We start from the raw sequence: 17,644 nt of genomic DNA on the forward strand, positions 1-17,644 counted from the left end.
CGCGGATCGCCGTTACCTGAGTGCCGCCCTGGCCCTGCTGATCGTCTTCATGGCGGGCGAGGTCGTCGTCGGCCTCGCCGCGCAATCCCTGGCGCTGATCTCCGACGCCGGGCACATGCTCACCGACTCGGCCTCCATCGGGTTCGCCCTGATAGCGATGCGCCTGGCCACCCGCCCGCCACACGGCGGCTTCACCTACGGCCTCAAACGCGCCGAGATCCTCTCGGCCCAGCTCAACGGCGCCACCCTGCTGCTACTGGCCGGATTCTTCCTCTACGAGGCGATCCGACGCCTCCTCAACCCCCCCGAGGTCCAGGGCGACCTGGTCCTGATCACCGCACTGATCGGCATCGCCGTCAACCTCGCGGCGACCTGGCTCCTCAGCAGAGCCGACCGATCGAACCTCAACATCGAAGGCGCCTTCCAGCACATCGTCAACGACCTCTACGCCTTCATCGCCACCGCCCTTTCCGGACTGATCATCACCCTGACCGGCTTCGCCCAGGCCGACGCCCTCGCCACCCTCCTGGTGGCGGCCCTCATGCTCAAGGCCGGCTACGGCCTCATCCGCGAAACCGGACGGATCTTCCTCCAAGCCGCGCCGTCCGGACTGATCCCGGCCGAGATCGGCACACGACTCGCGAGCCAGCCCGACGTCGCCGAGGTCCACGACCTGCACGTGTGGGAGCTGGCCTCCGGCTACTCCTCGCTGTCGGCACACGTGTTCATCCGCCCCGACGGCGACGCCGCCGCCGTACGGCGCCGCCTTCAAGGCCTGCTGGCCCGCTCCTACGGAATCACCCACACCACCCTGCAGATCGATCCCGCACCCGACGACGCGGTGGGCGAGAGCGAGTGTGTCGATGCCGGCCACTGCACCGATCCGCACGGCCCCCACTACCTGCCCCCACGCGGCGGCGTCTCGAAAGGTCCGGTGAGACAGTCGTGAGTGAAGAACACAGGGAATACGGAGAGCATGAGCATGCTCACGAGAACATGGTCGATCCCGTATCCGTACTGCAGCTCAGCTCACATCTCAACGCCGGTGGCAGGCTGCTGACCCCCCATGATGTGCGCAACAAGGTGCTTCCCACGGTTCGTCTCCGCGAGGGTTACGACCTGGCAGAGGTGGACACCTTCCTCAGCGAGATCGAGTCCACCCTGAGGAGGTTGCTCCGGGAGAACGCGCGGCTGAGCACTCGGCTGACGACTGCCGACCGTGCCTCCCGGCAGGTCTCGCCCTCAGCGGGTGACAGCGCGGCGCGAATCGTCATGCGCGCCCAGGAGGCGGCCGATGAGGCGATCGCCGCGGCCCGGCAGGAAGCCGACACGATCGTGGCAGAGGCCCGCGAGCTCGCGGAAGCCATCGAGCGCGAAGCCCTCGACAAGGCAGCGGCCCTGGAACGCGATTCCCAGGAAAAGCACCGGCGGGCCACGGAAACTCTGGACGGCGCCTATGTGGAGCGGCAGCGCAGAGCCGAAGCCCTGCACGGCCTGCTCCATCACCACGGCAGCCGAATGGTGGAGACCCTGGAAGGTCACGTCGGTCAGCTGCGAAACCTGTTCCTGGAACTGCGGGAGCAAGACGACGCGATGACGTGCCTGCCGCAGCCGGTAGGTCTCGGCGAACCAAGGCGTGGTCATCATCAATGCCATCCGCCCACCGACGGTCAGAGCCATGATGACGGCAATCGCGACGCCGAGATCGCCTCACTGTCAGATTCGCCAGATGGTGATGCACAGTACGGGTGCGATCAGTACGGCCAACGGCCCGCTCAGGAGTAGTCCGGCGGTGCAGTAAGCGGCGGCCGGAACCCAGCCCGGCTGTGGCTGCCGTCCCCGCAGAAGCCGCTCCACGCGGTCCACGACCGCCGCATCGGCCAGAGCCAGGCTCCCCGCGGCGGTGGGGCCGGTCATCGGGGCGGCCATCCGCACCAGCGCCCGGGCCAACGGCAGCTCTCCGTGGACGCGGCGGGCCCGGTCGTCGGCCAGCATCTCCAGCAGTACGGGAACCACCTGGCGGGCCGTGGTCGCGGTGGGAAGCCAGGGGAAGGCGTGCGCGAGCGCCAGGAAGGGAAGCAGGAGCAGGTCGTGGCGCCCGGTGGCGTGTGCCCGCTCGTGGCTGAGCACCGCCTCGAGCTCCTCGGCGCCGAGGAGCTCGAGCGTTCCGGTGCTGAGCACGATGCGGGCGCGTCGGCCGGGGATGCAGTAGGCCACCGGGCGGGCACCGGGCAGCACGTAGGCGTCGTGGATCACGCAAGGGTCGGCCGCGACGTCCACCAGCAGCCGCTGCCTGCTCTGCGCTCGAACCGTGCGCACCGTGATCCGCACGGTGTGCAGCGACAACCAGCCGATCAGACCGGCACTCCACACCAGCGCGGCAATGTGCATCGGTCCCAGACCGGCCAGCCCCCGACCGTCGAAGAGCTGGCGAACCAGAGTGTGCGCGCCGTGCGGAAAGACCGCCGCGAGCGGCGCCACCGCGGCCACCAGGCCGATGCCGATCGCGCCCGTCCCGCCGGCCAGCCCGATCGCCTGCCACATGACCAGGGCGGCGCGAGGACACCGGTGCGTCCAATCGGCGCCGGCGAGCCGTGCTGTGGCCCGGCCTCCGAGCAGCAGGGGTACCAGCGCGGCGGCTGTCGCGATCAGCCAGACGATCACGGCGCCTCAGTCCGGGTCACGGCTGTTGAGCGCGTCCCGCAGCGCGGCGGCCACCTGCGGCGACACGCTGCCAACAAAGCGGCTGACCGCGGCCTCCACATCGCCGGCTCCGTCGAGCACTTCACGCATGGCCTCGGCGACGAACACGTCTTTGCCGGCACTCGCGTGATACAGGTGGGCTCGGCCGGTGCGCTCGCGCGTGACCAGGCCCTTACGCGACAACCGCACCAGCACGGTCAGTACGGTCGTGACCGCGGGCGTCGAGGGCAGAGCGTCGGCCAGGTCCTGGGCGAGCATCCCCTCGGGATGGTTCCACAACGCTTCCATGATCGAACGTTCCAGGTTACCGAGCCGCACCCGTCAGCCCCTCCGCCTCTTTCGTGGCTGTGCCTCCCGAAGGCTACCGGCTCTTCCCCGGGCGGTCGCTGCACGTGGGCACCGGTGACAACGCCTCACCGCGGTATGCCGCGGGTGCCGGCTCAGGCGGCGAGGGCGGCGAGGGCGGCGAAGTCAACCGGTCCCGTGCTCTCCAGCACCACGTACGTTTCGCTCTCCTTGGTGGTGGGGGCCGGTGACGTGCCCGATTCGGGACACGGGCCGTTCACTCTAAAGAACATCTGTTCAATTGCTCAGGTGTTTAATCATTAGGCAACGAGGAGATTACTCTTCGTGAGCATCGCAGGTCGGGCGCCCCTAGCTTGACCGAACCGCCGGCCCAGACCGGTGAACAGATGCCGATCGAAGGGAGACATCGCGATGATCGCGAAGCGAACCACCGCCGCCCTGAACGCGGCTGAGCCTCAGCCCACCACCTGTGCGAGGTCACTGAGTAGCGGCCTCAGGTAACCGCCCATGACTCCTGTCTTCCGCCCCCGGCGACGCTCATCGGCCAGAGATGGGAAATCCCCACGACGCGGAACGCCCCGGATCCTGCGAGGAGAGGCACTGATGATCGTATTGCTGACGGTCCTCACGGTGGCCGAGATCACCCGGATGTCTGCCGCCGCGGCGGCGACGGTGAAGTGTTCGACGCCGAGTGCCTTCTCCGATCGGGGATATCGGAGCGCCGGGTTGGAGAACACTCTCCCCGCGTTCGGCCGTGCGCTGGAGGCCGGCTCGGCCCGTATCGAATTCCCAGCGGAGCCACGCGCCCGAGACGCGCTCGGACACCGGCCGACATCCGGCCCCGACACCACCGACGCCACCACCGGCCAGTGCGCAGGCCTGCACGCCCACAGGCCGCTCCGCCGCCGATGACCGCTGAACGATCCACCGGCCGTTTCAGAACTTTCCCTGATCGACCCCCATAAGAGGTGGTGAGACATGCTGCTGGCCAATCGGACACAGATGCTGGGGCCGGCATTGGAGGGGGCACCTCCCGGCACCGGAGCATGGGCCGCGGTGCTCCTGGTATCGCTGTCCACGCTCGCCGGGGCGTGGCTGGCCCGGCGCAACTCCACCAAGGTGACGGTCTGGCTGGCGATCGCCTCAGCGATGATGCTGATCACCGCTCTGGCCGACCTGCTCCCCGACGCCTGGCGAGACGCGGCCGAAACCGGAGTGCCCCTGTGGGCCGTCGGGCTGGCCATCGCGTTCGGCTTCCTCGTGATCACCTATTTCACCCGCAAAGGCTGCGGGCATGAGCATGGGGGGTCCAGACGGGCCGCCGGCAGGCACGCGCCCGGCCTGCACCGCCGCGTCAAGGAAGCCGTCGACGCCGCGCTGTTCGGCGGCATGGGCACCGCCGCCGCCCTCACCATGCACCGGGCGATCGAAGGCGCGACGCTGGCACTGACCGCATCCGCCGTCGTTGTCATCGCCCTCATGGTCCACTCCGCCAGTGAGGGACTGGCCCTGGCCGCGCTCCTGGACATGGCCGGACAACGCCTGGCTCCGTGGCTGCTGGTCTCCTGCGCCAGCCCGGCCGCCGGCGTTCTGATCGCCACCGTTGCCCCGTTGCCCGCTCAGATCGTGCCGATCCTGCTCGGCATGGTCACCGGCGTGCTGCTACGCACCGCGGTCGTCGGCCTCCGGCTCGCCGCCGCCGGTCAAGCCGGCGGCCGACTGTCCAAACGCCACCTGACCGTCGCCGCAAGTGTCGCCGTCATCGCGGGCGTCCTCCTGGTCACCACGCACGGCGCGCTGGGCGAAGACCACCCGCGAACCGAGCGGACACCTCACGCCGCCGACCGTACGGCACCCGCCGCGCCCACCCCCATGCCCCTTCGCCGGCCACCAGCCCCGCCGACCCCGCTGACCCAATCCCAGCTGCGCGCGGCGGTGGCCTCCGGCCGGATGAGCCTGACCGAGATATTGGCCCGCACCGACGACACCACAAAAAACGCCCACGTCGGATGGCTCCTGCGCGCCCTGCCCGGCGACAGGGCCGCCGAGATCGCCGCCCTGCTGACAGCCGACGGGATCGACGTCAGCCGCCGCCTCGGTGACCTGACCGAACAGCAACGCCGCTACCTGCTCGATGCCGCCGCCAAGTGAGACCCCCTGGCAGCCGCACGGTTCTGGTGGCGAGCAGGGCGGTGGATCAGGCGATCCGCGCGAGCGTCTCGCTCGCCACACCGTGCGCGAACGGCAGCCCGCGGGCGTAGCGGGTCAGTTCGTCCAGTGCCAGGTCCGCCATGCGGGCCAACTCGCCGCCGAGCGAGCCGGCGATGTGCGGGGTGAGCAGGACCTGCGGCAGGTCGTACAGCGGCGAGTCGGCCGGCAGGACCTCCGGCTCGGTGTGGTCGATCACCGCGAACAGCCGGGCGCTGACCAGCTCGGCCGTCAGCGCCTCCTGGTCGACCAGCGCGCCCCTGGCCGTGTTGATCAGTGTCGCGCCGTCGCGCATACGCGCCAGGCGCGCCGCGTCGATCAGGTGCCGGGTCTCGGGCAGCAAGGGCGCGTGCAGACTGACCACATCGCAGCGCGCCAGCAGCTCGTCCAGCTCCACGTGCTGCACGCCCAGGTCCTCGGTCAGATACGGGTCGGCGATGAGCACGTCCACGTCGAACGGGCGCAGCAGTTCGAGCACCCGCCGTCCGATCCTGGAAGCGCCCACGATGCCGATCGTCCGCCGGTAGTTGCCGAATCCCGGGAAACGACCGTCCCAGTCGAGCGCCACGTGATGCTCCCGGTAGAGCCTGGCGATCTCCAGCACCCGCTTGTTGGCGAACAGGATCGCGGCGAGGGTGAACTCGGCGACCGGCTCGGCGTTGGCCGCCGCGGCCGACGACACCAGCAGGCCACGCTGCCAGCACGCATCGGTGACGTGGTACTTGACCGACCCGGCCGCGTGCACGACGGCCCGCAGCCGGGGTGCCGCGGCCAGCACCTCGGCGGTGATCGGCGGGCACCCCCAGCTCGTGTAGAGCACTTCCGCCTCGGCCAGCGCCGCCGCCACCCGCGGGTCGGCGAAGTCGTGGGCCACCAGGTCCGGATCCACGTCGGCCACCGTGACCAGCCGCTCGCGCACCGGGCCGGTGACCAGCCGCTCGGCCACCCGCACGCCCATGGCGAGCAGGGTTTTCGGCCTTCTTTCGATCATGTCGCTTTCCCCCGAGTACGTGCTCACTTGACGCTACCCGCCGTCATCCCGGCCCGCCAGAACCGCTGCAGGAACACGAAGACCAGCAGCAGCGGCACCACCGAGAGCAGCGACCCGGTGATCACCAGCGTGCTGTACTCCGGAAACGCGGTCACCTGAGTGTTCCACGAGTACAGTCCCAGGCTGAGCGGGAACAGGTGCTGGTCCGAGAGCATCACCAGGGGCAGGAAGAAGTTGTTCCAGATCCCGGTGAACTGGAACAGGAAGATCGTCACGTAGGCGGCCCGGAGCATGGGCAGCGCGACCGAGACGAACGTACGGATCTCACCCGCGCCGTCGGATCGGGCGGCCTCCAGCACCTCGCCGGGCACGTATCCCGTCGACAGCACCCTCGCCAGATAGACCCCGAACGGGTGGACCAGCGCCGGTATGAACACCGACCAGAACGAGTTGACCAGCCCGACCTTGGAAACCAGCAGGTACAGCGGGATCGCGGTGGCGGTGGTGGGCACCAGCACGCCGAGCAGAACCAGGCCGAACAGGCGTTCCTTGCCCCGCCAGTCGTATTTGTCGAAGGCGTAGCCGCAGGCCACGCTGATCAGCGCGCCCAGCGCCGCGCCGCCGCCGGCGTACAGCAGGCTGTTGACGTACCAGCGGAAGAAGATGCCGTCTCCCTCCGCGGCCACGGCCGAGAGGTTGGCGCCGAGGTTGAGGTCGGACAGGGCGAAGCCCGGCGTCGAGTACAGGTCGGACAGCGACTTGGTCGAGGCGAACAGCAGCCAGGTCAGCGGCAGCAGCGTATAGACGGCGGCGATCAGCAGGAAGACGTTGACCGCTCCCTTGGACACGAGGCGGGACGTCACTTCTTGTTCCCCCACTTAGTGACGAAGTAGGACAGGACCGCGGCGAGTACGGCGAGCAGGACCGAGGCGGCGGCGGCCTGACCGATGTCGTTCTTGCCGAACGCCTCGGCGTAGGAGTACATGTTCGGCGTCCAGGTGCTGACGATGCCGTTGCTGACGCCGTCCATGACCATCGGCTCGTTGAACAGCTGCAGCGAGCCGATGACGGTGAACAGCAGCGCGGTGATCACCGCACCCCTGATCAGGGGCAGCTTCACGCGCAGGGCCACCCGGATCGGCCCGGCGCCGTCCATCGTGGCCGCCTCCAGTACCTCACGCGGGATGGCCTGCAACGCGGCGAAGAAGATGATCATGTTGTAGCCGATCCACTCCCACACGGCGACGTTGACCACGGAGCCGAGCACGTGGTCGCCGAGGAAGTCCCACTCGATCCCGCCGTCGCGCAGCGCTGAGACGATCGGGCTGATGCCGGGCAGGTACAGGTACAGCCAGATCAGTCCGGCGATCACGCCGGGCACCACGTGCGGCATGAACAGCGCGAGCTGGAAGAACCTGCGCAGGATCGCGATGCCGGAGTCGAGCAGGAGGGCCAGCGCCAGCGCGCCGCCGAGCATCAGCGGGATGTACAGGGCGGCGTAGAGTGCCACGATCGCGAAGCCGTCGCGGAACGCCTGGTCGGCCAGCGTGGTCAGGTAGTTGCCCAGGCCGGTGAAGACGCTCTCCGTGCCGCCGAATCCCAGCCCGGACGACTGCTCGCTGAACAGGCTCAGCCAGAGCGCGTATCCGAGCGGGGCGATGACAACGGCGGCGAACAGCACGAAGAACGGTGCGGTGAGCAGAAGGACCGCCCAGCGCCCGCCCTTGGAGCGCTGAGTGGAGGAGGACATAGGTTTCCTTCCGGGCGATGCCCGCCACGCGGGGTGTCCGCGGCGGGCAGGGGGTACGGCGGGCGCTAGGAGGCGACGGACAGTCCACGTCCCTTGATCTCGTTCACCGTCTCGGCCTGCACCTGGGTCAGGATGTCGGGAACGGTGGTCGCGCCGGTGGAGACCTGGCCGAGCTTGTCCTTGAACGAGGTCAGCACCTGCACCATGCTGGGTCCCCACGTCCAGCCTGGCTGGATGGTGTCGTAGGACTCGCGGAAGACCTGGTAGATGTCCTGGCCGCCGTAGAAGGCGGTGTCGAAGCTCTGGGAGGCGACGGGCACGAGGTCGGCGATGGCCGGGAACGCGCTGGAGGTGCCCGAGCCCAGCCGGGCCTTCCACGACTCGGGCGAGCCGGTGAACCACTTGGCGGCCTCGACGGCGGCCTTGACGTGCTTGCTGCCCTTGCTGACGGCGAAGGTGGTGCCGCCGAACATCCCGCTGGCAGGTGTTCCCCAGTTCGGCGCGGGGGCGACGGTCCACTTGCCGCTCTGCGGCGCGTTGTTGCTCTTGATCATGCCTGCCGACCAGTTGGCGCCGAGGTAGCCCCACACCTGGTCCTTGGCGAGCGACGCGATCCACTCCTGGCTGAGGGTGGGTTGCACCTTGACGAGGTCCTCCTTGATCAGGTCCTCCCAGTAGGCGGCGACCTTCTTGGTGGGCTCGTCATCGATCGACACCTTCCACGCGCCGCCGTCGGAGTTGAACCACCTTCCGCCGGCCTGCCAGGCGAACGTGGCCAGCAGGTTCGGGTCGTCGGGGAAAAAACTGCCGATGCGGGCCTCGGAGTCGGCCTTCTTCACCTTCTCCGCGGCGGCCCGGAAGTCGTCCCAGGTCTTCGGCACGTCGATCTTGTTTTTCTCGAACAGGTCCTTGCGGTAGATGAAGACCTGCGGCGCGGCGTCCAGGGGCAGCGACCAGGTCTTGCCGCCCAGCTCGACCAGTTGGAAGACGCCGGCCGGGTACTTGGACTTGACGTCGGCGGTCTCCGCGGTGATGTCCTGCAGCGCGCCCTGCGTGACGAAGTCCGGGACCTGCGGGTACTCCACCGACATGAGGTCGGGTGCGTTGCCGGCCTTGACGGCGTTGGAGAACTTGGCGTAGCCACCCGCGTTACCCGAGGGGATCTCCTCGAACTTGACCTGGATGTCGGTGTGCGACGTGTTGAACGCGTCGACGACTTCCTTGGTGCCCTTGGCCCAGCCCCAGAACACGATCTGCTCAGGGCCCGCGGCGGTCTTGCCTCCTTCTCCGGCGCCGGAATCACCGCTGCCGCAGCCCGCCAGCAGGGTGGCCACCGCCACCAGACCGGCCACACCGGCAATGTGCTTACGTTTCATCACAGAACCTCCGAGTCGATCGTTAGAGCATCATTCGCTCGCAATTCGACTGTTGTCGAGAGGTTTGCTCAATTTGCTCATAACGAAATCACTTCGAAAGAGCGTTCACCGCGGCGAGGCCGACGACTCCCGGGCCCGCAGGGTGGGCAGGAGGGCCAGGTGGCGGGTCGAGACGGCCGGACCGTGAGTGACCCGCCTGATCAGCATGTCCACGGCGCAGCGGCCGACGTCCATCTTGGGCGGCGCGACCGCGGTGAGCGACGGCGAGCAGAAGGTCGCCACCTCGTCGTCGTAGGCCACCATCGACACCTCGCCCGGGATGTCCACGCCCACCGCTCCCAAGTGCCTGACCAGTGAGAGCGCGTCCTCGTCGTTGTGCACGACCAGGCCGGTCACGCCATCTTCACGCACCAGCCGCACCACCTCGGCGATGAGCTGCTCAACGGGCCGTTCACGATCGATGACGATCTCTCTCGGCGCCTCCATCCCCAGCACGGCGGCCCCGGACAGGACGCCGGCCTTGATCCTCGGCGTGGTGGGGCTCGGATAGGCCACCAGCGCGATCCTGCGGTGACCGAGCTCGGCGAGGTGGCGCACGCCCAGGTAGGCGCCGTGGGCGTGGTCGGAGGCCACCGCGTCGAGCGTCGAAGCGGGTCCGGCCAGCTCGGTACGCCGCTCCACCAGCACGGTCGGCACGTGCAGGCCGGCCAGCCAGTCGACGTGCGACTCGTCGGGCTGCCTGCTCGGGGTCAGCAGCAGGCCGTCGATGCCGCCCTCGACGAGCTGGCGCACCTGCGCGCGGTCCTCGGCCTCCTCGTAACGGGAGATGCCCAGGACGAGTCGCGCTCCGGTGCGGCCCGCCTGCTCCTGTGCCCCCTTGATCACCCCGGGGTAGTAGTAGTGGGCGGAGGGGACCAGCATGCCGATGGTCAGCCCCGCCGCGGCGGCGGACAGGCCACCCGGGGCCTGCTCGGCGGCCGGAGGGAGCGTGACGCCGCCGTGCACTCTGAGCAGGAGTCCCTGGTCGGCCAGATGCCCGACGTCCCTGCGCAGGGTGACCGCCGAGACGCCCAGCTCCTGCACCAGTTCGGTCAGACGGACCGATCCTCTGTCGCGAAGCTGACGGAGGATGAGTCTGTGGCGCTGCTCGACGGACAACGGTGGCTCCTTCAGCCGGAGGAATGCGGAGATTCTAACGGACATAGCGTTCGTTATGAACGTTTTCCTTTCGTTCGATCAGATAACTTGTGCGCGACGAGACGGGCCACTACAGTCGGCCCGCCGGAAAGCGGTTTCCGTCTACTCTGGAGTCTCGCGATGCTCTCCCTGCCACCAGAAGACCGATCGCTCAGCCCGTACACCGGGTGGACCCGAGCCCACTGGGAAGCCCTGGCCGACGGCCTGCTGACCGCGGTGGAGCCGTACCGGTCGGCGGACGGTGCGACGATCCGGCTGCCGGGGCGGGCCAGTTGGTCGGACTGCGACGGCCTGGAGGGCTTCGCCAGGACGTTCCTGATCGCGGCCTTCCGCGTGGCCGGCGGCGGGCCCGCCGAGTTGCTCGAACCGTACCGGCGGGGGTTCGTCAGCGGGCCCGGCGTCTGGCCCGCCGTGGCCGACCGCTTCCAGCCCATGGTCGAGGCGGCGTCCTTGGCACTGGGGCTCTGGCTTACCCGCGAGCAGCTGTGGGACACGCTCGGCGACGCCGAGCGCGAACGGCTGGGCGCCTACCTGGCCACCGTGTTCCACCACGAACCCGCTCCGAACAACTGGTGGCTGTTCCCCGTCACCGTCGGCGGATTCCTGGCCGGCGTCGGGATCGAGGAGGAGGCCGCCCGGGCGGCCATCGAGCGCGGGCTCGCCAGGATCGAGGACTGGTACGTCGGGGACGGGTGGTACACCGACGGGGACAACCGGGGCTTCGACCACTACAACGGCTGGGCACTGCACTTCTATCCGGTCCTGTCCGGGCTGCTGTCCGGGGCGCCGAGGCCCGAGCACGAGAGCCGGTTGCGAACGTTCCTCGAAAGCTACGCGCTGATGTTCGGGGCGAACGGCGAGCCCCTGTACCAGGGGCGATCGATGACCTATCGCTTCGCCACGCTCGCCTCCCTCATGCTGGGCGCGGTGACCGGCCGGACCCCGCTGTCCCCCGGTGCCACGCGACGGCTGGCCTCCGGATCGGTCCGCTACTTCCTGGAGCACGACGCGCTGTCGGCGGAGAACCTGATGACGTTGGGGTGGTTCGGGCAGCACGAGGCCACGCTCCAGTCGTACTCGGGCTCTGCCTCGCCGTACTGGGCGGCCAAGGCGTTCGTCGGACTGCTGGCTCCCGCGGACCACCCGCTCTGGACGGCGATCGAGGAGCCCGGCCCGGTCGGGCCGGCGGCGCTGGAAGGGCCGGGGCTGGTCGTGCAGAACCGCGACGGGGTGGCCAGGGTGCTCAACCATGGCATCCGGCACGACCGCGACGACCCGCTCTACGACCGGTACGCCTACTCCACCCACACCGGGCCCACCACGGCCGCCGACGTACCGGACAACCACTTCGGGCTCGTCGGCGCCGACGGGGCCGCCGCGCCGCGCGGGGTGCTCAAGCCGGGTGGCGCGGGACGGCGGGACGAGATCGCCTGGGCCGCGTCGATCACCGACGGCGTCGAGAGCGTGAGCGTGCTGCGCGGCACGGCGGAGGTGCGCGTCCACCGGGTCGCGGCCGGCTCCCGCGTGCGTCAGACAGGCTGGGCGCTCCCCCGCGCCACGGCCGAGATCGAAGATCTGTCGGTCGCGCTCACCGCACCTGACGGACTCCGCTCCCGCCTGACCGGCCTGTACGGCTACGACACCGCCGCGGCGCTGGAGGCCGTCGAGGGGACGGCCTTCGGCAGCCCGGCCCTCGTCCCCGCGCTGGACGGCGTGACCGAGGACGGCTGGGCGGTTTCGCTGGCCGTGCTGGGCTACGGGGATGACCCCGTGGACGTCCACGTCGAGGTGGACGTCGACCGCGTCGCCATCGTCTGGCCGGACGACGAGCGCTTCATCGTCACCTCGCGCGATCCGCAGGAGTAGGGCGACGACAACGCGGCGCGCCGACTCCTCCGGGCCGGGGCGGCGGCGTCGCGCCAGGATGGGTTCGACCCGATGCGGGGCTCCTCAACGTGCGAGACAAACGCGACGTGCCCAGAACGCGCGGCTCAGAGGGCAAGGGTGCCGAGGTCGGCGGCGACTCGGGCGAGGGCCCGGATGAGGTCGTTCTCGGCCTCGGCACGCCATACCAGGGCGTACGGCAGGACGTCGATGTCCCAGACAGACAGGTAGGCGATGTCGGGCCGGCTCCAATAGCGCCTCATGTGGGCGGGGAAGAGGCTGACCAGTTCCCCCGTGCTGGCCAGGGTGAGAACCTCCTCCGTGTTGCGTACCACCGGGCCGCGTTCGATCCGCCGCCCCGCGCGGGTGTGGGACGGGACGTAGCCGTCGGCCCAGTTGTCCGTCCACGCCGGGGGGTTCGCGTGCTGGAAGTCGGCGACCATCTCCAGCGAGACCGAGGTGAACCGGGTGAGTTCGTGGTCGGCGGCCACGGCCACCACCCGCGGCTCGGCGAACAGGACCGGGCCCACCGTCAGGTCGGGTTCTTCGACCGGCAGCCAGCAGATCAGGACGTCGAGGTCGCCGCGGCGCAACCCGGCGAACGGGTCGACGAAGGAGGCCTGCTGGATCTGCAGCTTCCACTGCGGGTGGCGGGCGCGGAAGGTGTCCCAGTAGAGGCGCAGGTCGTGGATGTTGATCGGGAGCGTGCCGACGCGCAGCACGGCGGTGACGCCCTGGGCGGCGAGCATGGCGCGGCGCATGCCGTCCTGGAGCCCGGTGTAGACGGGCCAGAGGTCGTCGCGGAGCTGGCGGCCGAGCGGGGTCAGCCGGACCGTGCGGTTGGTGCGCTCAAATAGCGGGGCGCCGATCTGGCGTTCCTGTTTCTTGATGGCCTGGGTGATGCGGGCGGGGGTGACGCGTAGCCGTTCGGCGGTCCGGCCGAAATGCAGCTCTTCGGCCAAGGTCAGGAAGATCTCGATGTCGCGAAGTTCCACGACTCTCTCTCGCGTTGACTCGGGGGGTGATACGACCTTGCGCACTTTGTCGCTGTTCCACCTATTTATCGGCGTCATCCTAGTGGCCGGAGGAGCCGGACCCCTTCCGGAGTGACGCGATGACGCCTTTAATGGACAAGACGGCACCGGTACCCCTTCGCCCAGATCATCCGCAACAGCGATGGACGCGTCCACGCGGAAAACGCCCTGATCCTGGGGCTGGATGACCTGGAGAGACTCTCGGGAGCCCGGAGCTTATTTCTTACAAGATTTCCCCGCCCGCCCGGACGCGTCACCGCTACGCTGACCAGGTCGGCGGCAGATCACCGCGAAAGGCGCATAGCGATGGCGGAGCGGCAGGAATCCACTCGGGACTCGCTCGGCATGCTGGACGCGCTGACCGCGCACGTCGAGCAGAGCGTGACCATGGTGCGCGAGAAGCGGGCCAATCTGGAGAAAGCCCGTGCGACACCCGGGGTTCTCGATGACGCCACGGTGGCCCGGGTGAAGCGAATGTTCGGCCAGACGGCCGAGGACGCCGAGATGTTCGCCGAGCAGGGGCGGCAGTGGGCCGCCGAGGGCATCACCCCTGACCAGCGCGACCAGGTCGAGTGCTACGCCGCCCTGGTCACCGAGTTGCAACGTGAGACCACCGCGGTCCTCGCCCTGGCTGACGAGCTCGCCAAGGGAGCGATCGAGACGGTCCTGGCCAAAAGCGACATAGAGCTCGGTATCGAGGCCTTCCTACGCGGCGACAACCTGTAGCCGGGACTTCGCCGGGGCGGCCGGACGCTCCCGCGTTCAGCGGATCTCGCGCAGCAGCGCACGGCGTAATTCGGTTGGCTTTCGTCGGCCGTCTGTGGATACTGCCGGAATGTTCTCTGATGCTGAGGCCGCGGCTCTCTACGACGTGATAAACCCGTGGGACCCCGCCCGTTACCCCGAGGTCGTCTTCTGCACCGAACTCGTGATGGCGGCCGACGCCGTACTGGATCTCGGCTGCGGTACCGGGAGCATGCTGCACCACGCCCGCGACCTCGGTCACACCGGACGTCTCGTCGGTCTCGACCCCGACCAGGGCATGCTGGATCGGGCCGAACGCCGCACCGGCATCGAATGGGTTTCCGGCGTCGCCGCCGACGCCACCTGGGACGGAGAGTTCGACCTGGCCACGATGACCAGCAATGCCTTCCAGCACCTGGTCACCGACGACGAACTGCGGGCCTCCCTGACCGCGATCCGCGCCTCGCTCCGCGACGGTGGCCGATTCGTCTTCGGCACCCGCCACCCGCAGGCCCGCGCCTGGGAAAGCTGGAACCCGTCGAACGCCTTCGACCTCGAAGACGCCACCGGACGCAAGCTACGCATGTGGCATGAGGTCGAGTCCGTCGTCGGCGATGTCGTCACGTTCACCGAGACCACCGCCGAGCGCGACGACACGGTCCTCCGCGTCGACCGGGCAAGCCTGCGCTTCCTCGACGTCCCGGCACTGGCCGGGTTCCTGACCGAGGCCGGGTTCACCATCGAGGATCAGTACGGCGACTGGCACCGGGGTCCCATCACCGAAACCAGCCGCGAGATCATCACGATCGCCCGGCGCATCTGAACCCGGTACCCGGCATCAGCCTGGTGCCATCGATTCTCGACGTGATCGTTGAGGTGTCCCTGGGACGGCGCACCCATCGGGATACTCAGCGTCCGGGAGAAGACCCCGGGTCGTCGGCGAGCCGGTCGGCGTCACCGGCCCGGGTGGCCGGTCGCCGGGTCCGCGAGTCGTGAGTCGACGTCGGGAAACGAGCCGTCACCGAACAGGATGCGCGCCGCCAGAGCACGACCGGCACGACCACGTAGCGCGGTCACCGCCGCCTCCGCCGCGACGGGTGATCGGATGCCGGCGAACGCGCGGCGCAGCAACAGACGGCCTCGGAACCGGGCCCGCAACGCGTCCCCGTCGTACCGGCTCAGTATGCGCCGGTCGCCGGTACGCAGGTACTCCGCGGCGACCGCCGCGGCCAGTCCGGACATGCGTAGGCAGGGATCCAACCCACCAGCCGTCAGTGGCGACACCGCGCCCGCCGCGTCTCCGACGAGCAGCCCGGCGGGGCACACCAACCGTCGCAGCACACCGCCGACCGGGATCGGACCACCTCGACGCTCGATGGGCCCGGCCGGCGCCACACGACCGGGCGCGTCCGCGGCGAAGGCGTCCAGCAGGTGGCGGATGCCGGTGCGCATCGCGTCCGGATATCCCGCGACGCCGACATGCGCGTGCCGGCCGTCGTCGATGACCCACCCCAGATACCCCGGAGCGACCCGGGGATCCAGCACGCAGTGGAACGCCGGGGTGGCCGTGCCCGACGCGACCGGGTGGACGATCTCGGCACCGAGCAGGAAGCGCCGGTTGACGTCAAGGCCGAGATCACGGGCCACCTGTGAGCGGGCGCCGTCCGCGCCGACGATGAACCGGGCCGTCACCGGTTCCGCATCCGCGAACCGCACCGAACCCCTCGACGCCTCGACATACCGTACGCCCAGGAGGACACGCGCCCCGGCCGACTCCGCCGCGCGACGCGCGTGCTCGTAGACGGCCGCCATGTCGGCCACGCGGTACTCGTCCCGGTCGCTGGTGAGCCGGATCGGCGCCCGCCGCGACGGCGGATACAGCAGCACGTCCCTGATGCCGGGCCCGAGCAGGTGATCCGGCAGGTCGAAGTCGTCGAGGGTGCGCCGCACGAAGATCCCCGTCGTGCGGATGCCCGTCGACAGCGACCTGCGGCGGTCGACCACCAGCACGTTCAGTCCCCGTCGCGCGAGCAGGCAGGCTGTGTGCAGTCCTGCCAGGCCCGCACCCACGACCAGTACATCCACGGTCCGCATACCTTGCGACGGTAAGGGCGGTACCCCACACCCGCGACCGTCTGCACGATACCCGCCCCGTATCTCTACACCGTCGCCACACTCGGACGGCCCGCAGCGCCTGTCAACCGAGCTTTTCCAGCCTGACAGCCTGCTTGAGGAAGACGATGCCGTCGATCGTGGCGAGTTGGGCCGGGTCCAGCGGGAAATAGGCGAAGTCGTGGGAGACGCGCGGTACGGGCTCCGTGACGGCCTCGGCCAGGCGGCGGGCGTCGATAAGGGAGTGGTCCCACGGGAGCGTGGACAGGATGCCCTCGACGGTGTCCGGGGGCGGGGTGTCGTCGCCGACCGTACCGAAGGCGGAGGCCAGGAAGGCGTAGCGGTCGCCCAGGTGCGTTTCGGCGATCGCCCCCGCGCTCCACCACTCCAGCAGGTGGTCGCCGAGCGACATGAGGCTCTTGTTCCGCTGCAGGTGGAGGTTGTGGGTGAAGACCAGGGCGGGGCCTTGCTCGGCGACGGCGCGCAGGTTGGCGGCCATCATCGCGTCCCGCAGGGCCGACAGCCGCATTATCCGCGCCGGGGACGTGTCGGCCATCCAGGAGTGGTAGCGGAGCAGGCCGACGGCGGTGCGCCCGTACAGCTCCGCCCGCTCCCTGTCCTTCGCGCTCATCCGCGGCGCCTGAGTGTCGAGCAGTGCCACCAGGTCGTCGGCGAGCAGCCGCAGCCGCTGGGCGTCGGCGGACCGGCCGATCGACTGGGACGGGTCCATGACCGTGGCCTCGTTCGTCCACCGGTCGTCCGGGCCGAGCAGTGCGTCGAGGGTTTCCATGGTGCAGGGAAGCGGGCCGTCGAGGAGGGCGTAGAGGGCGGTGAGCGCCTGGCGCGGGCTCTCGGCCCAGTACTCCAGCGGGCCGTCGAAGCCGAAGAACCGGAGCTTTTCATCATGCTCCTCGTTGTACGCGCGCATCCAGCGCACGAGCTCGTGGTTGGCCGGGGGCGTGCCGAAGTCGTGGCTGAAGCCGCGCTCCATGACGTCGTCGAGCGTGCCCGCGCCCGTCGTGATGTAGTCGTCCACCACGAGGCCCCTGAGGCAGTCGCTCTCGATGGCGAAGGACCGGTAGCCCTCGTGCTCGACCAGATGCCGGAAGATCTCGTTGCGCAACTCTCCCAGCTCCCCCACGAAGTGCCTGGCCTCGCCCAGGCCGAGCAGCAGGGGCTCGGCGGGAAGCGACCGGAGGAACGCCGAGACGCCCGCGCCGTCAAGCGGCCGGGCCGTGTTCTTGATATCCATGCCTTCAACGGTATCTTTGAACCCTCGGTGTAAACTTTCCCGCGAAATTCCCGCTCCTGTCGCGACAAAGCTTCAATCGGTGGTGCA

At 69.3% G+C, this 17,644-nt stretch carries 18 protein-coding genes; 7 read left to right on the forward strand and 11 right to left on the reverse strand.

Annotated elements, in window-relative coordinates; translation table 11 throughout:
• Together CHC08_RS50845 and CHC08_RS29030 are read left to right on the forward strand one after the other, a co-directional pair.
• A partial coding sequence (locus CHC08_RS50845; protein WP_218825543.1) for a cation diffusion facilitator family transporter occupies positions 1 to 949 on the forward strand: 949 nt, incomplete at its 5' end.
• Positions 946 to 1,785 (forward strand): DivIVA domain-containing protein, encoded by an 840-nt coding sequence (locus CHC08_RS29030; RefSeq protein WP_218825544.1) that lies wholly within the window; start codon positions 946 to 948, stop codon positions 1,783 to 1,785. The genes CHC08_RS50845 and CHC08_RS29030, both read left to right, overlap by 4 nt.
• Here the strand turns inward: CHC08_RS29030 and CHC08_RS29035 are convergent.
• The 3 genes from CHC08_RS29035 to CHC08_RS49805 form a co-directional block, all read right to left on the reverse strand.
• Positions 1,717 to 2,664 carry a M56 family metallopeptidase gene (locus CHC08_RS29035; protein WP_089210557.1) on the reverse strand — a complete coding sequence of 316 codons (948 nt, stop codon included), beginning with the start codon at positions 2,662 to 2,664 and terminating at the stop codon, positions 1,717 to 1,719. The genes CHC08_RS29030 and CHC08_RS29035 overlap by 69 nt on opposite strands.
• Before the next feature lie 6 nt (positions 2,665 to 2,670).
• Positions 2,671 to 3,021, reverse strand: coding sequence for a BlaI/MecI/CopY family transcriptional regulator (locus CHC08_RS29040; protein ID WP_089210558.1), 351 nt, complete (start codon positions 3,019 to 3,021; stop codon positions 2,671 to 2,673).
• Between the two features lie 122 nt (positions 3,022 to 3,143).
• Positions 3,144 to 3,281: a hypothetical protein gene (locus tag CHC08_RS49805; protein ID WP_179282271.1), complete on the reverse strand. Its 138-nt coding sequence runs from the start codon at positions 3,279 to 3,281 to the stop codon at positions 3,144 to 3,146.
• A gap of 331 nt (positions 3,282 to 3,612) precedes the next feature.
• Between CHC08_RS49805 and CHC08_RS29045 the strand changes: the two genes are divergently transcribed.
• The gene (locus CHC08_RS29045) at positions 3,613 to 3,921 is read left to right on the forward strand and encodes a hypothetical protein (protein ID WP_089210559.1); all 309 of its coding nucleotides are present in this window, start codon (positions 3,613 to 3,615) and stop codon (positions 3,919 to 3,921) included.
• Positions 3,922 to 3,987: 66 nt separating this feature from the next.
• The gene (locus CHC08_RS29050; protein WP_089210560.1) at positions 3,988 to 5,160 is read left to right on the forward strand and encodes a hypothetical protein; all 1,173 of its coding nucleotides are present in this window, start codon (positions 3,988 to 3,990) and stop codon (positions 5,158 to 5,160) included.
• Between the two features lie 46 nt (positions 5,161 to 5,206).
• On the opposite strand, the gene CHC08_RS29055 is transcribed toward CHC08_RS29050, so the two are convergent.
• The 5 genes from CHC08_RS29055 to CHC08_RS29075 all read right to left on the reverse strand — a co-directional run bounded on the left by CHC08_RS29055 (position 5,207) and on the right by CHC08_RS29075 (position 10,492).
• A complete protein-coding gene (locus tag CHC08_RS29055) occupies positions 5,207 to 6,208 on the reverse strand; it encodes a hydroxyacid dehydrogenase (protein WP_089210561.1) in 1,002 nt (333 codons plus the stop codon).
• 23 nt (positions 6,209 to 6,231) lie between these two features.
• On the reverse strand, positions 6,232 to 7,071 hold the full coding sequence (locus tag CHC08_RS29060; protein ID WP_218825545.1) for a carbohydrate ABC transporter permease: 840 nt from the start codon (positions 7,069 to 7,071) through the stop codon (positions 6,232 to 6,234).
• Positions 7,068 to 7,958, reverse strand: coding sequence for a carbohydrate ABC transporter permease (locus tag CHC08_RS29065; protein WP_089210562.1), 891 nt, complete (start codon positions 7,956 to 7,958; stop codon positions 7,068 to 7,070). Before CHC08_RS29065 ends, CHC08_RS29060 begins: the two co-directional genes overlap by 4 nt.
• Before the next feature lie 65 nt (positions 7,959 to 8,023).
• A complete protein-coding gene (locus CHC08_RS29070; protein WP_089210563.1) occupies positions 8,024 to 9,334 on the reverse strand; it encodes an ABC transporter substrate-binding protein in 1,311 nt (436 codons plus the stop codon).
• A gap of 105 nt (positions 9,335 to 9,439) precedes the next feature.
• Positions 9,440 to 10,492, reverse strand: coding sequence for a substrate-binding domain-containing protein (locus tag CHC08_RS29075; RefSeq protein ID WP_218825546.1), 1,053 nt, complete (start codon positions 10,490 to 10,492; stop codon positions 9,440 to 9,442).
• Between the two features lie 159 nt (positions 10,493 to 10,651).
• Here CHC08_RS29075 and CHC08_RS29080 point away from each other — a divergent pair, with 159 nt between their 5' ends.
• Complete coding sequence (locus CHC08_RS29080) at positions 10,652 to 12,397, forward strand: DUF2264 domain-containing protein (RefSeq protein ID WP_089210565.1); 1,746 nt, start codon at positions 10,652 to 10,654, stop codon at positions 12,395 to 12,397.
• A gap of 125 nt (positions 12,398 to 12,522) precedes the next feature.
• Here the strand turns inward: CHC08_RS29080 and CHC08_RS29085 are convergent, their stop codons facing one another.
• Positions 12,523 to 13,410, reverse strand: a complete 888-nt coding sequence (locus CHC08_RS29085; protein WP_089210566.1) for a LysR family transcriptional regulator — start codon at positions 13,408 to 13,410, stop codon at positions 12,523 to 12,525.
• A 345-nt stretch (positions 13,411 to 13,755) separates the two neighbouring features.
• Between CHC08_RS29085 and CHC08_RS29090 the strand changes: the two genes are divergently transcribed.
• Positions 13,756 to 14,175, forward strand: coding sequence for a hypothetical protein (locus CHC08_RS29090; protein ID WP_089210567.1), 420 nt, complete (start codon positions 13,756 to 13,758; stop codon positions 14,173 to 14,175).
• 109 nt (positions 14,176 to 14,284) lie between these two features.
• On the forward strand, positions 14,285 to 15,016 hold the full coding sequence (locus tag CHC08_RS29095; RefSeq protein ID WP_089210568.1) for a class I SAM-dependent methyltransferase: 732 nt from the start codon (positions 14,285 to 14,287) through the stop codon (positions 15,014 to 15,016).
• 131 nt (positions 15,017 to 15,147) lie between these two features.
• Here the strand turns inward: CHC08_RS29095 and CHC08_RS29100 are convergent, their stop codons facing one another.
• Entirely contained in the window at positions 15,148 to 16,287 is a 1,140-nt protein-coding gene (locus CHC08_RS29100) for an NAD(P)/FAD-dependent oxidoreductase (RefSeq protein WP_089210569.1), read from the reverse strand.
• A gap of 103 nt (positions 16,288 to 16,390) precedes the next feature.
• Positions 16,391 to 17,557 (reverse strand): erythromycin esterase family protein, encoded by a 1,167-nt coding sequence (locus CHC08_RS29105; protein WP_089210570.1) that lies wholly within the window; start codon positions 17,555 to 17,557, stop codon positions 16,391 to 16,393.
• Between the last annotated feature and the right edge of the window lie 87 nt (positions 17,558 to 17,644).

The sequence above is a fragment of the Streptosporangium subroseum genome (assembly GCF_900188345.1).
Lineage (GTDB): Bacteria > Actinomycetota > Actinomycetes > Streptosporangiales > Streptosporangiaceae > Streptosporangium > Streptosporangium subroseum.

What these genes read in the sequence shown, in the direction of transcription:
- CHC08_RS29045 (WP_089210559.1), top strand. Translation starts at nt 3,613, where the DNA reads ATGATCGTATTGCTGACGGTCCTCACGGTGGCCGAGATCACCCGGATG.
- CHC08_RS29095 (WP_089210568.1), top strand. Translation starts at nt 14,285, where the DNA reads ATGTTCTCTGATGCTGAGGCCGCGGCTCTCTACGACGTGATAAACCCG.
- CHC08_RS49805 (WP_179282271.1), bottom strand. Translation starts at nt 3,281, where the DNA reads ATGTTCTTTAGAGTGAACGGCCCGTGTCCCGAATCGGGCACGTCACCG.
- CHC08_RS29100 (WP_089210569.1), bottom strand. Translation starts at nt 16,287, where the DNA reads ATGCGGACCGTGGATGTACTGGTCGTGGGTGCGGGCCTGGCAGGACTG.
- CHC08_RS29070 (WP_089210563.1), bottom strand. Translation starts at nt 9,334, where the DNA reads ATGAAACGTAAGCACATTGCCGGTGTGGCCGGTCTGGTGGCGGTGGCC.
- CHC08_RS29080 (WP_089210565.1), top strand. Translation starts at nt 10,652, where the DNA reads ATGCTCTCCCTGCCACCAGAAGACCGATCGCTCAGCCCGTACACCGGG.
- CHC08_RS29090 (WP_089210567.1), top strand. Translation starts at nt 13,756, where the DNA reads ATGGCGGAGCGGCAGGAATCCACTCGGGACTCGCTCGGCATGCTGGAC.
- CHC08_RS29105 (WP_089210570.1), bottom strand. Translation starts at nt 17,557, where the DNA reads ATGGATATCAAGAACACGGCCCGGCCGCTTGACGGCGCGGGCGTCTCG.
- CHC08_RS29055 (WP_089210561.1), bottom strand. Translation starts at nt 6,208, where the DNA reads ATGATCGAAAGAAGGCCGAAAACCCTGCTCGCCATGGGCGTGCGGGTG.
- CHC08_RS29065 (WP_089210562.1), bottom strand. Translation starts at nt 7,958, where the DNA reads ATGTCCTCCTCCACTCAGCGCTCCAAGGGCGGGCGCTGGGCGGTCCTT.
- CHC08_RS29050 (WP_089210560.1), top strand. Translation starts at nt 3,988, where the DNA reads ATGCTGCTGGCCAATCGGACACAGATGCTGGGGCCGGCATTGGAGGGG.